The sequence below is a fragment of the Corynebacterium simulans genome, from assembly GCF_001586215.1.
In the GTDB taxonomy this organism is placed as follows: domain Bacteria; phylum Actinomycetota; class Actinomycetes; order Mycobacteriales; family Mycobacteriaceae; genus Corynebacterium; species Corynebacterium simulans.
Genome location: NZ_CP014634.1, coordinates 1,049,535 through 1,061,602, shown reverse-complemented (window position 1 = coordinate 1,061,602; position 12,068 = coordinate 1,049,535). Strand labels below are relative to the sequence as shown.

At 59.5% G+C, this 12,068-nt stretch carries 12 protein-coding genes; 6 read left to right on the top strand and 6 right to left on the bottom strand.

Annotated features, from left to right (window positions below; translation table 11 throughout):
* The first annotated feature begins 29 nt into the window (after positions 1-29).
* The 5 genes from hemB to WM42_RS05025 all read left to right on the top strand — a co-directional run bounded on the left by hemB (position 30) and on the right by WM42_RS05025 (position 4,933).
* Positions 30-1,007, top strand: coding sequence for a porphobilinogen synthase (gene hemB / locus WM42_RS05045; protein ID WP_062036005.1), 978 nt, complete (start codon positions 30-32; stop codon positions 1,005-1,007).
* 64 nt (positions 1,008-1,071) lie between these two features.
* Positions 1,072-1,887 carry an MFS transporter gene (locus WM42_RS05040; protein ID WP_235591321.1) on the top strand — a complete coding sequence of 272 codons (816 nt, stop codon included), beginning with the start codon at positions 1,072-1,074 and terminating at the stop codon, positions 1,885-1,887.
* On the top strand, positions 1,884-2,435 hold the full coding sequence (locus tag WM42_RS05035; protein ID WP_062036002.1) for a hypothetical protein: 552 nt from the start codon (positions 1,884-1,886) through the stop codon (positions 2,433-2,435). Before WM42_RS05040 ends, WM42_RS05035 begins: the two co-directional genes overlap by 4 nt.
* 66 nt (positions 2,436-2,501) lie before the next feature.
* A complete protein-coding gene (gene hemE, locus WM42_RS05030; RefSeq protein ID WP_062035999.1) occupies positions 2,502-3,542 on the top strand; it encodes a uroporphyrinogen decarboxylase in 1,041 nt (346 codons plus the stop codon).
* Positions 3,542-4,933 carry a protoporphyrinogen oxidase gene (locus WM42_RS05025; RefSeq protein ID WP_061920370.1) on the top strand — a complete coding sequence of 464 codons (1,392 nt, stop codon included), beginning with the start codon at positions 3,542-3,544 and terminating at the stop codon, positions 4,931-4,933. Before hemE ends, WM42_RS05025 begins: the two co-directional genes overlap by 1 nt.
* A gap of 343 nt (positions 4,934-5,276) precedes the next feature.
* Here WM42_RS05025 and WM42_RS05020 read toward each other — a convergent pair whose 3' ends face one another.
* The 5 genes from WM42_RS05020 to WM42_RS05000 all read right to left on the bottom strand — a co-directional run bounded on the left by WM42_RS05020 (position 5,277) and on the right by WM42_RS05000 (position 10,114).
* Positions 5,277-6,395, bottom strand: a complete 1,119-nt coding sequence (locus WM42_RS05020) for a DUF1648 domain-containing protein (protein ID WP_062035997.1) — start codon at positions 6,393-6,395, stop codon at positions 5,277-5,279.
* On the bottom strand, positions 6,392-6,760 hold the full coding sequence (locus WM42_RS05015; RefSeq protein ID WP_062035995.1) for a GntR family transcriptional regulator: 369 nt from the start codon (positions 6,758-6,760) through the stop codon (positions 6,392-6,394). Before WM42_RS05015 ends, WM42_RS05020 begins: the two co-directional genes overlap by 4 nt.
* A 106-nt stretch (positions 6,761-6,866) precedes the next feature.
* Complete coding sequence (locus tag WM42_RS05010) at positions 6,867-8,372, bottom strand: ATP-binding cassette domain-containing protein (RefSeq protein WP_062035993.1); 1,506 nt, start codon at positions 8,370-8,372, stop codon at positions 6,867-6,869.
* Between the two features lie 120 nt (positions 8,373-8,492).
* Positions 8,493-9,542, bottom strand: coding sequence for an ABC transporter permease (locus WM42_RS05005; RefSeq protein ID WP_082787635.1), 1,050 nt, complete (start codon positions 9,540-9,542; stop codon positions 8,493-8,495).
* A complete protein-coding gene (locus WM42_RS05000) occupies positions 9,539-10,114 on the bottom strand; it encodes an ABC transporter ATP-binding protein (protein WP_061920381.1) in 576 nt (191 codons plus the stop codon). Before WM42_RS05000 ends, WM42_RS05005 begins: the two co-directional genes overlap by 4 nt.
* 327 nt (positions 10,115-10,441) lie before the next feature.
* Between WM42_RS05000 and WM42_RS04990 the strand changes: the two genes are divergently transcribed.
* A complete protein-coding gene (locus WM42_RS04990) occupies positions 10,442-11,059 on the top strand; it encodes a Fic/DOC family protein (protein WP_049063784.1) in 618 nt (205 codons plus the stop codon).
* 6 nt (positions 11,060-11,065) lie between these two features.
* Here the strand turns inward: WM42_RS04990 and WM42_RS04985 are convergent, their stop codons facing one another.
* Positions 11,066-11,905, bottom strand: a complete 840-nt coding sequence (locus tag WM42_RS04985) for an NAD(P)-dependent oxidoreductase (protein WP_062035991.1) — start codon at positions 11,903-11,905, stop codon at positions 11,066-11,068.
* Positions 11,906-12,068 lie beyond the last annotated feature (163 nt).

Genomic DNA, 12,068 nt, shown 5'->3' with positions numbered 1-12,068 from the left:
AAGAAAAAGACCTCTAGGGAGAAATACTCATGAGCCTTGTTCGCCGTCCCCGCCGCCTGCGCCAGTCTGCTGCTTTCCGCGAATTGGTCGCGGAAACTACCCTGCAGCCTGCGGATCTGATTCTGCCGATGTTCATCATGGACGGCATCGATAAGCCGCAGGAAATTACTTCCATGCCGGGCGTCTATCAGCACACGCTCGATTCCCTCAAGCGCGCTGCCCATGAAGCGCTCGATGCGGGCGTTAAGTGCGTTGACCTCTTTGGCGTTCCGCGGGAGGAAGACAAGGATGCCACCGGCTCTGTTGCCTGGGATCCGGAGGGCATCTTGAACCGCGGCATTGCGGAGCTACGCCAGGAGTTCGGCGATGACCTCATCGTCATGGCAGATACCTGCCTGGATGAGTTCACCTCGCACGGCCACTGCGGCATGCTCGATGAATCCGGACGCGTGCTCAACGATGAGACCGTCAGCCTGTACCAAGACATGGCTCGCTCGCAGGCCCGCGCGGGTGCTCACATGGTTAGCCCTTCCGGCATGATGGACGGCCAGATTGCCGCCATCCGTGAGGCGCTTGACGAAGCCGGCCATGAAGACGTCGCTATCATGGCTTATTCCGCAAAATACGCGTCTGCCTTCTTTGGCCCGTTCCGCGATGCCGTGGGCTCCTCCCTGGAAGGAGATCGCCGCACTTACCAGCAGGATCCGCGCAACTTCCGTGAGTCCCTTTTGGAGATCGACTTGGACATTGAGGAAGGCGCTGACTTCGTCATGGTCAAGCCGGGCCTGCCATACCTCGACGTGCTGGCCGCTGCGGCTGAGCGCTCTAGCGTGCCGGTTGCGGTTTACCAGGTTTCTGGTGAGTACGCGATGATTAAGGCCGCTGCGCAAAATGGCTGGATTGATGGAGAGGCCGTTATGCTGGAGTCCTTGACCGCATTCAAGCGCGCCGGTGCGGATCAGATCCTTACTTACTTCGCCACCGACGCCGCTCGTTTGCTGAAGTAGCCGCTTCTTTCTTTCCGCGGCCACTGGCCAATTTTTCGCGAATATACAGTACATAAGGAATTTTGTGACACTTCCGGCTTCCCCTCAGCCCCCTCAGAATCAGCAGCCTTCACAGCCGCAGCAGGCTCCGAAGGAGCGAACGGAGACTCAAAACCCGCAGCATGCGCCGCAGCACCGTGGGGCGCTGCAGACAGGTAATGCCAAGCCACCGCAGGCTCCGAAGGAGCGTACGGAGGCCGTAAGCCTCATGCTGAAGCTGTGGGCGGGCGCGTTGGCTTTGGAGGTCATTCACCAGATTTTGAACCTGGTGATGACGTTGCTGAATCGCTCGGTGCTTTTTGCCCAGGCACGCCAGACGGCGGAGGAAGCCGCGCAGGACTCTGGTCAGAAGGTCTCTGATTCCTTGATTGAGGTAATCGGATATGGCTCGGTGGCATTTTCCTCCGTGCTCTCGCTGGTTATCATCGTCGTTCTCGCAGTGATGCTGCACTTACTCAACAAGGGCGGCAAAGCCGCGGCAACCGGACGCCGCCTGTGGTTCGCGTTCTCCCTCTTCTTTGCCTTCCGCACGCTCCTAGTCTTCCTCGCCACGCCCGCGGGCAATGAGGCGCCGGACTGGCTGATTGCCGGCGATGGCATCATCCAAATCCTGGTTGGTGTCGGAGCAGTCATGGGCCTTATCTTCTCGCTTAAGGAGGAGACACTGGATTACACCGGCGAGCTGGAACAGATGCGCAAGCTGGAGCAAGAGCTGGCGCAGGAACGCCGCGAGAAGGAGCGCGAGCGCCGCGAACAGGAGCGCAAAGAGCTGCTGGAAAGGCAGCAACAGCAAAAGCAGGATGCGAAGGCTGGCAAGGATGAGCAGGAGCCACGCCGATGACCAGCATGTTCCCTGGCCAGGGAAGTGGCCAGCCTAAGGGCGACCCATCGCGCCCAGGTCCGGTGGACTACAACCGCGCTGGCCGCAAGCAGGCTGGAAACAAGCAGTCCGCAGCAGACACCGCGGGTGCTGGCGGCGCGCCGAAGTCGCTGCGCTTTGCCTACTGGGTGCTCGTGATTGCGGCGATAGTCATGCTGGTTTCCGGCATGATTGGCATGTTCGGTGACTCTGGCGCGGAAGAAGTCGCTGCCTCAAGGCAGGTTGCTGATTATTTGTCCCGCAACCGCAACTTCGTGGCTATTTCTAACATCGTGTGTGCGCTCGTGATGGCGCTGTGCGCGCCGCAACTGCCGCATGGCTCCAAGTGGTCGCGTCGGATCATCACCATCGCGATTGCCTTTAGCTTGTTTGTCAACATTGCCGCCATGACCTTGGGCGTGGGCGGGCTCGGCCTAGTGACCATCCCGGTTGTGCTGGCTGTGGCGCTGTTGTTGCTCTATCGCCCGGATTCGAACCAGTTTATGCGCGAGCGTAATCCGCGCTTCTAGCTCGCGGGCCTGCCCAAGGCAGAGCTAACTAGATTTATATCCAACTTTTGATTCATAATGAAGACCATGTCACGACTTAAAAACGCCCCGCTCATCGATGCCGCCGCTGGCCGCACGCCGTCCCGTCCGCCCGTGTGGTTCATGCGTCAAGCAGGGCGTTCCCTGCCGGAATACCGCAAGGTTCGGGAGGGCATCGACATGCTCGACTCGTGCTTCATGCCGGAGCTGCTCGCTGAGATCACCCTGCAGCCGGTGCGCCGCCACGACGTTGATGCCGCGATTTTGTTCAGCGATATCGTCGTGCCGCTCAAGGCCGCTGGCGTCGGCGTGGACATCGTGCCTGGCCGCGGGCCAGTGATGGAACAGCCAGTGCGCACCAAAGAGGACGTCGCCAAGCTGCCCATCCTGGACACTGATGTTCCGCAGGTTCGCGATGGCATCGCCATCATCTTGGATGAGCTGACCGAGACCCAGGCGCTTATCGGTTTCGTCGGCGCCCCATTTACCTTGGCCAGCTACCTGGTGGAGGGTGGTCCTTCCAAGAACCACGAGAAGACAAAGGCCCTTATGCATGCGGAGCCGCAGACCTGGCACGCACTGATGGAGCGCCTGACGCCGACCATCATCAACTTCCTGCAACTGCAGATGGAAGCGGGCATCGATGCGATGCAGCTTTTTGATTCCTGGGCGGGCTACCTCAATGAGCGCGACTACCGCGAGTTCGTGCTTCCTTATTCCACGGAGATTTTGAAGGCCGCGGAAGGCCGCATCCCGCGCATCCACTTCGGCGTGGGAACGGGCGAGCTGCTCGGCGCGATGTCGGAGGCTGGCAGTGAGGTCATGGGCGTGGATTACCGCGTGCCCATGGATGCCGCTGCAGGCCGTGTTAACGCCAGCGTGTTGCAGGGCAACCTGGATCCGGCGCTGCTTTTTGCTGGCGACGACGCCATTCGCAGCGCGGTGCGCACCATCAAGGGCGAGGTCGCGGCAGCCCAAGCAGCCGGCGACATCGATACGCATATCTGGAATCTTGGCCACGGAGTTTTGCCAACCACAGAGGCGGAGGCTGTTACCCGCGCCGTCTCTATCATTCACGAGGAGGGCTAATGAAGATCGCGATTATTGGTGCTGGCTTGGCAGGCCTTACAGCAGCGTGGGAGATTGCTTCCCATGACTCTGGGCACAAGGTGGACGTGTATGAGGCTGAGGGCCGCATCGGCGGCAAGCTTTACACGGTTCCGTTTAATGACGGCCCAACAGACATGGGCGCTGAGGCTTTCTTAGCCCGCAACGAAGAGGTAGTGGAATTTTTCACCAAGCTGGGCTTGGCGGATTCCTTTGTTTCTCCTTCGGGTCTATCCCCGCTGGTCTACGTCGATTCCAAGCTGCAGTCCCTGCCTTCCGGCGGCATGATGGGCATCCCGTCCTCGTCTGAGTCCATCGCTCCGCTGGTCTCTGCGGAGACCGCGCGCCGTATCGACAACGAAGAGCCTTTCGAGTGGAAAATCGGTGGCGATGTTTCGGTGGGCAAGCTGGTCCGTCAGCAGTTTGGTGACGACGTGGTGGACCACGTGGTCTCCGCCCTTCTGGGTGGCGTCTATTCCTGCACTGCGGATGACTTGGGCCTGCGCGCCACGATCCCGGCGCTGGCCGCTAGCTTGGATAAGCTCGCAGCTGATGGCCCGGTCAAGCTTTCCGACGCCGTCCGCGCAATGGAGCAGGCACGCCCACGCACCCCGGGCAAGGGGGCGCCTTTCCAGACTTTCCGCGGCGGCTACGCTGAGGTTTACGAGGCGCTCGCGGAAAAGTCCGGCGCCGATATTCACCTCGATTCCTTTATCTCCGGCGTGACCCGTGAGTCCGAGGGCTTCCGCGTCAAGGGCGCACCGAACGAGGCCGGCCTTTATGACCGCGTGCTTTTTGCCACCCCGGCGCCCACTACCGCGCGTCTTCTGCCGGCTCTTTCTCCTGCGGCTTCTGCCGCGCTGAAGAAGGTCAAACTGGCCGGTTCTGTGGTCGTCGGCTTCAAGTTCGATTCCGATACCGATCCGAACGGCAACCGCCTGCCGGATAACACCGGCATTTTGGTGGGCACGGATCAAGAGGACGTACACGCTAAAGCGTTTACGCTGTCTTCGCGTAAGTGGCCGCACCTGGCAGAACGCGGTGGTGCGCTGGTGCGTGCTTCCTTCGGCCGTTTCGGCGACGACGCCCTCGTCCGCGCGGAGGAAGATGATCTGGTTGATTACGCTTTGGACGATCTTCAGCACATCACCGGCTTCGATGGCCGCGCTGCAGGTGTATCCGAGATCTTCACCCAACGCTGGTTCGGCGGCATCCCGCGCTACGACGAGACCCACCTGGACACCGTCGCTGCAGCGCACGCTGCGCTTGCCGACGTCCCCGGCATCGAGGCCACCGGCGCGTGGTCCGGCGGTGTGGGCGTGCCAGCCGTTGTGGCAGATGCACGCGGTGCCGTTGAGCGGCTGCTCGCGTAGTAGAGCAGCCAAGCTTTCGCACGCACACAATCGGTACGATGCGGCGGCATGGCTCACGTACTTATGGTTCTAAGTGGGGCCCGTGTCTGGACTCTTAAAGACGGCACGGAGCACCTGGATGAAATCTCTTTGAGCATCTCCGGCGGAACCGATCCGCTTTCGGCCAAAAAGCTGAAATCTCGCCTTGCGGAGCTCTCCGATGTTCTGGAGAACCCGGCTGACCTCCATGAGCAGAACGAAGAAGCTCGCGAAGACTCTGGCCGAGGACTTTGGGGAGCAGGGCTAACCTCTGGCCCAATGTGGGCGGCCAGGCCGCCTACGAAAAACCTCCACCGACAAGCTGCTAGAGCAAAATCGGCAAAGCGATGGAGCCTATGAGCAGTAGCAAAATGACGGCCATGAAAACCTTCGCCTGCCAGCGGGCGTAGTTGAAGTCCACGCCGGCGCCGAAGCGCTTGTCTACCATGACGGCTGGGTCGTCAGGGTTGTAATAGAACATGCCGCACTTGTAGAACTCGTCATTATCGGGGGAGTCTTTGCCGTCGTCGGGGAAATTCACGCCCCGCAGGGCGTCATCGATGCGCGTTTGTGCGCGCAGGATCATCACGAGGAGGGCGATGACTCCGACCAGGCTCATGACGATAACGCCGATGAATCCCACAGGCAGCCAGCCGGCGTAGCGAGGCAATGCGGAGGCAACCTGAATCTGCGCCATGGGTAGGCAGATTGCAAAGAGCAAGAAGCCTGTTGCCTGGTTTGTTGCGTCCACTACCGCGCGGTTTCGCAGCTGACCCTTGATAGAGCGGTCCGAACGTGCATGGACCGATGAGGTGCAGACGAACCAAAAAATGAGTGCGAAGACTGCGATCATTCCGAGGTTAACGAAGGTCAACCCGAATACAGTGCCGATGCCTTTGTCGCTCCAGGCGTCGGGCTGCATGGAGGCGCCCCAGTGCGTAGGGATGGTCTCGGGAATCGTGTCCCAGCCTTGGGCAACGATGCCCGCGGCAGCTGCGGTCATGAGCAGTGAACCGAGGACCCAAATCCAGGGAAAGCGGGCCTGTGCGGTGAGGTCGGCCAGCGCGCTGTTGCTCAGCGGCGTGGCAGTTATCTGTGCGGAAATGGCTGTTTCGATATCGTCATACCAGCCGCCCGCGGCTTTAGCCTCGATGATGCGGCGACGCGATTTAACGTAAGCAAAGAGTGCTCCAAAGATGACGAAAAGGGAAGGGAACGCTGCGATTGCTGGCCACTTCCATGTGGCCACTGAAATAAGGGTGGCGGCGATACCAATCGCCCACACGAGGCAGCGGTAGTGCTTAATCGCATCAGTTACTGCAGGCTCAGCGCGTTTGTCTTGGGGTACTGAAACGCCAAGGGGCAGGACGGCTATCGCCGGTGCTGCCGCCAGGGCCCACGTCACGGCTAAGATGACCGCGGCCATTGATAATGCGAAAATCATGGTAGTTCCTTCAGGATGGCGTCGAGATGGTCACGGATTTCGGAAACGGTGAAGCCCTGCGCGCGTGCAAGCCAGGCGACGCGGGTGAGGCCCTCGTCGAGTTGCTGGGATTGGGCTGCAGTGCGGGCGCCTGGGCGGACCACGGTGCCGGAGCGACCAGCGGTATCCACGAGGCCGTCGGCTACGAGCTGGTCGTAGGCCTTCTTGACCGTGGCCGGGTTGATACCGAAGTTGGCTGCGAGACGGCGAACTGGATCGAGCTTGTCGCCGTCACGGAGCTGACCGTGAGCGATGGCCGCAACTATCTCGTTGTGGATTTGTTTAAACAGTGGGACGTCAGAGTCCGGGCTAAGGGTGATGAACATGCACCCTCACTTTCTGTGTTGTTCTTACTAATACAACGTTGTATTAGTAAATATAGCACAGATTGTATTGGTGTCAATGATACAAACTCGGGCTGAAACTAGTTACCTAAAGCTCAACGGTGCGATCGAGAAGCAAGCGTGAACAGAAGTGTTCGTCGTGACTCACCACCAGCATTGCCCCGCAGTATGCAGAGAGGACGTCGATAAGCCAATCCACCGTGGGAATGTCGAGGTTGTTCGTTGGTTCGTCGAGGAGCAGAAACTTCGGCGCTGGGTCTGACAACAAGACCCGGGCGCATTCGGCCCGAAAGCGCTCGCCGCCTGATAACTGGGAAAGCGGAGCGTGTACGCTGTCGTTCTGGAACAGTAATTGTGCAAGCTGATTGCGCAGATACTGCGGCGCAGCGTGAGGATTGGACTCGGTCACTAACTCCCACACGCTTTTATTGCCGGGAAGCGTTATGCGCTGACGCAAGTAACCACAGGCTAGTGCGTAGTCGACGTCGCCGTTTGCCACGCGGTTGAGGAACGTTGTCTTTCCGGAACCGTTGGGACCTGCGAGTCGGACGCGCTCTGGGCCTACGATGCTGAGTAGCTCACTGCGGAGAACTTGGGTTGCGTTAGGCAGTTGAGTGTTCGGAAGCTCGATATGGACGGAAGAATCGTCGCGTAGCCGCAGCTGAGCTTTGTCGTACTCCTGCTGTGCGCTTGCCACTGATTGGGCAGCTTCGTGCGAGCGCTTGGCAGCTGAGTTTTGAGAGCGATTCTTGTCCAAGCCCAATGCGAGAGGAGGCTTGCGTTTGGAGGCCGCGTATTTCTTTCCGCGACGCTCATCCCGGGCTAGCCGCGTTTGCATTGCTGACCGCTGGCGGACTTCCTTGCGTAAGGCGGCCTTGGCCTGGTGGACGTCGGCAAGCGCGGCGTCCTGTTCTTGGTCAATAGCCTCCTTATAGGAGGCGTAGTTCCCAGTAAACATGCGTAACGAGCCGTGGTAGAGCTCGGCGATGCAATCTGCGTGATTGAGTAGATCGCGTTCGTGTGAAATGACCAAAACCTGGGCTGGCGAGTCAGCGATCAAGCTAAGGAGAAGTTCCTTGGACTGCGCATCAAGGTTGTTTGTGGGCTCATCCAAAATGATCACGTCAGGTTCGGAGAAAAAGAGCGCAGTAAGCGCGACAGTAACGGCCTCGCCGCCCGATAGGCTACCGATTGTGCGATCCAAGGAAATGGGCAATTCCGACGCCGCGAGCGCAGCACTGATTTTTTCCTTGAGGTCCCAACGCTCGCCCACGACCTCGACGAGCTCGTCGGTGTAGTGTCCCGCTTCGATTTGCTCGATGGCCTCCAATACTTCACGGGCGTGGAATACGTCGGCAACAGTATCGGAGACTTTCAGGCCTAAGTCTTGGTCGAGGTACCCGACGCTAGGGGCACTGACGGTACCTGAGGTTGGTTCGAGTATCCCGGCCAGCACCTTGGCCAGCGTTGATTTGCCCGAGCCGTTGGTGCCAACGAGTCCGGTGAACTGAGCGCTAAAAGTCCCATTGAGATTCGCGAAACAGGGTTTACCGTCAGGCCACGTAATGGTGAGGTCAGTGAAAGAAATAGGCATGGATCGATCCGCCTTCGAGTCAGAGGTGTTGATGTGAGCTTCGAATTAAGAGCGGATCTTCATGGCAAGGAAGGTTAGCAGCGTGCGTGCGTGGTGTCAATAGTTTGTGAGGAAATGGAATTACAAGAAAAGTGCCACTGCCACTACTGCGAGGCCTTTCCAACCGCGGCTTAAGTAGCCCACCACTTCAGGGGAAAAGGAAGCACCGAAACCGCCCGTATCGACCATGCTCATTTGCGTCACGCGGGCAGGGCGGGACCTGGTGTAGCCGGCCCACGCCAGGCCTACCGCGATGACTGCAAGTGCAGCAAGTGAAAGCTGCCACACGATGGCAACAAAGACCGTTCCTATAATCGCTGTGCCTATCGCAGCGCTCATAGGAAGACCCCACTCTGCCCAAGGCCCTTCCACGATTCGCCCAAAGGAACCTGCGCGGCTTACGGCCGCACCCACCATGGACCAAGCGGTGGCAAATGCAAGAATGCCCAGCGAACCCAGGTGCGGTGCGAACCCGAGGCTCAAACCAGCAACTGCCAGTGCGCCGACGCCGATGTACCAACGCCTGCCTAGACGGCGCGCGAAAAGACCAGCTAAAGAAGCGGACGAACCGATCTGCGGTTTCAACCACATGCTTTGGCTGGCTAGGGCGTCGGAGCTGATCTCAGAGTCGAGCAGGTTCACACCTGAACTGCTCACCTGGCGGGAACGGCCAGCAGCGAGCAGTGACGCAACGGTGAAGGAACGCCAGCCCACGGCCATGCGTAATGCTGGCGCTGCCAGTGCGAATAGAGGAGATGCGCCGAGGGACACGCAAAGCAGCAACGCGAGTGCAGTGACCCCGAGCAGCTGCAGAACTGAAATTGAATCCATGCCCCGCAGGCGTCCTTGTGGGCGGAGGTGGTAAACCCACCGAGGGCCTGACATCCCACGCAGCGGGAACAGCGCCTCCAGAAGCGCAATCAGCGCCAGCAGTCCCAGGGTGCCGCCCGTTGTCTGTAGAGGAGCAACGTCGGTGCGAATTACGAAGAAAGGCAAATAGTCGGCGGCGTATTGCCATACGCCAAAAAGTACGCCTAGGAGACAACCAAACATGGCGATCGCTCCAACGACGTCACCGAACTTCGACAGGGCCCGTGTCATGCCAATACGAGAGTTAGTGCCAGGCATCATAGCTCCACCAACTCATCGCACGCATCGGTGACGGTAGGCGAGTGGGACGCCACGATGATGCAGCGACCTTCTTTCGCCAGGTGGCGCAGTTCGCTGCTGAGGAATTGCGTCCACTCGGCGTCGAGGTGGCGCTCGGGTTCGTCGATAAGCAGCACTTGCGCGGGCTGGTAGAGCTGGATGGCCAGGAAAACGCGCTGGCGCTGGCCCGCGGACAAACGCGTGGCGGGGTGGGGCAGGAGCTCCTCAAGCGCCCATAATTCGATGATTTCAGCGAAGTCAACGCCAGTGGTCCGGGCGATGAGATCGATGTGCTCGCCCACGGTGAGGTCCGGTAGGAAGATTGGGTCGGCCACGGTGAGCACCGCGCTTGCCGACGCCCTCGTTCCCACCTCCTTCCCATCAACACGGACGGTGCCCTCGAGAGCCGCGAGCTCGCCACCGAGAGTGGCGAGCAGCGTCGACTTGCCTGAGCCGTTAGCTCCCTTGAGGCCGTACATGCGGCCCGGGGCAAACTCGCGGGCAAGATGGCCGAGGGCTGTGGTATGTCCGTAAGTGGCATCGATGTTCAGCATGCGGCAAGGCTATCAATTCTGCTGCTTGCAGGCTTTCAAGACCTTGGTTTTGGTACCTTGAGCTGCTAAAATTTAGCGTCAAACAGCTATTTTGGGGGAGAAAAAGAATGGTTACTCCACAGCCCGCTAATGAGTTCATAGACACCGAAATTGATAAACCGAGGGATAACAAGTTGGCCTTGGGAGACGCAGCAATGCGTTTGGCCGGCCATGACGTTAGTGACCCGAAAGTTCGTGACTTGGCCCGCCGCGTAGCCGCTGGCACGGTGTCTGCTGAGGACGCAATAGCCCAAGTTCGCCGGACGGCATTTAAGTAAGCAGGGGAAAATGAGCGGGGGTTGGAAAGATTACTTCATTCCAGGAACAACGGTTCTGAAGAATCTATTGGGGGCAACTGATGCTGAGGAGCTCCGATTACTCGAGGAAAAACTGGTATTCCTGCGAATCTCGGAATTACAGCATGAGCCCCTAGAGGGGAATTTTGATTATCAGCATTTCAAAGCCATCCATCGCCACCTTTTCCAGGATGTTTATGAATGGGCGGGGCAGGAGCGTACGGCTCCTACTGACCAGTTCATGGTGAAGGCCGGTCATGCTTATTACCCAGCGGGTCCAGAGCTGACCAAGGCCGCGAACAAGATTTTTGCTGGTCTTGCCCGCGATAACCTGTTGTGCGATATGACTCTTGAGGAGTTCGTCCCGAAGCTGGCGGAAGTGTGGGGTGAACTCAACGTTGTGCACAGCTTCCGCGAGGGAAACACCCGCACGCAGACCGTCTTTTTCGCGTTCCTTGTGGATAATGCTGGGTTTGCCTTGGACGTGGAGCGCCTAGCCGTTGATAGTGAACTGCGTGAGCGGTTCATCGCTGCACGTTTTCATAGCCAGGACACAGGCGATAACGCGCAGCTGGCGCGGGTGCTGCGCGAAATCGTCGGCAACCGCTAGCTCGTGCTAGCCCTTGTTGCGGAATACAAAGATAGAAGAGAAGTCCTGGTCGCCGTGGCCCATGGACTGCTGTTCCTCAAAGCGTTCGATGGCGGCGTGCACGGCTGGCAGTGGCGTCTTGGAGGTGGCTTCCATGAGCTTGGCGTCTTTGCAGAGGGCATCGACAGTGAAGTCGCCCGGAGTGGTGTTGCGCTCGCCGGTGACGAACGGGCCCTTCATGTTCTTCATGAACGCGAGGCCGGTGATATCGAGCATTTCGAGGATGACCTCGGAATCGAGGCCCTCGGATTCGCCGAGCTGCAGTGCCTCCAGCAGGCCCTCGGCCGTTACGGCCAGGGCGAGGTTGGCCAGCAGCTTGCCCAGGGCGGCGGTAGCTGCGGACTCGACGCCGATCAGCTTGTTCTCACCGGCCCAAGGCTCGACGATGTCCATGGCGAGCTCGCGACGGTCGTCGTCAGGCGTGCCCACATAGACGCCCAACTCGCCGTTTCGGGCTGGGCCCAGGGAACCCACGACTGGTGCGTGGACGTAGGAATCCACGGCAGCGGCAAACTCGCGGGCGGCCTCCGGGGAAACGGTGGTGGTGTCAATCCAGGTAACGCCGGCGGGGATCAGCGCGGGCTCAATGATGCGCTCGCGAATATCATCAGGACCAAACAAGGAAGTGATGATGACCTCAGCGTTTGCCACCGCCTCTTCAGGGGTATCTGCCAAGCTGGCGCCTTCTTCGACGAGAGGCTGCGCGCGCTCAGCGGTGCGGTTCCACACCGTAACCTCGTGAGATTTAAGCAGGTGGCGGGCAAGCTCGCTGCCCATTCGGCCGGTTCCAAGGAATGCGATTTTCATGGAAACCAGTGTGCCATTTTTGTTTGCGGGCGCGCAGTCAACTTCGGTGTGCCACCGGACGAGCGCCGTGCCTCAGTACAGTGCGACAAGACGGCCAGAAGGAGCCCAGAAGGAGCAAAAGTGGCGGGGTTCGTATCCCGTCGGTACCGCCCACACCATGTGG

Coding starts and splice junctions, on each gene's coding strand:
- hemB (WP_062036005.1), top strand. CDS start 30: ATGAGCCTTGTTCGCCGTCCCCGCCGCCTGCGCCAGTCTGCTGCTTTC.
- WM42_RS05035 (WP_062036002.1), top strand. CDS start 1,884: ATGACCAGCATGTTCCCTGGCCAGGGAAGTGGCCAGCCTAAGGGCGAC.
- hemE (WP_062035999.1), top strand. CDS start 2,502: ATGTCACGACTTAAAAACGCCCCGCTCATCGATGCCGCCGCTGGCCGC.
- WM42_RS05025 (WP_061920370.1), top strand. CDS start 3,542: ATGAAGATCGCGATTATTGGTGCTGGCTTGGCAGGCCTTACAGCAGCG.
- WM42_RS05020 (WP_062035997.1), bottom strand. CDS start 6,395: ATGATTTTCGCATTATCAATGGCCGCGGTCATCTTAGCCGTGACGTGG.
- WM42_RS05015 (WP_062035995.1), bottom strand. CDS start 6,760: ATGTTCATCACCCTTAGCCCGGACTCTGACGTCCCACTGTTTAAACAA.
- WM42_RS05010 (WP_062035993.1), bottom strand. CDS start 8,372: ATGCCTATTTCTTTCACTGACCTCACCATTACGTGGCCTGACGGTAAA.
- WM42_RS05005 (WP_082787635.1), bottom strand. CDS start 9,542: ATGATGCCTGGCACTAACTCTCGTATTGGCATGACACGGGCCCTGTCG.
- WM42_RS05000 (WP_061920381.1), bottom strand. CDS start 10,114: ATGCTGAACATCGATGCCACTTACGGACATACCACAGCCCTCGGCCAT.
- WM42_RS04990 (WP_049063784.1), top strand. CDS start 10,442: ATGAGCGGGGGTTGGAAAGATTACTTCATTCCAGGAACAACGGTTCTG.
- WM42_RS04985 (WP_062035991.1), bottom strand. CDS start 11,905: ATGAAAATCGCATTCCTTGGAACCGGCCGAATGGGCAGCGAGCTTGCC.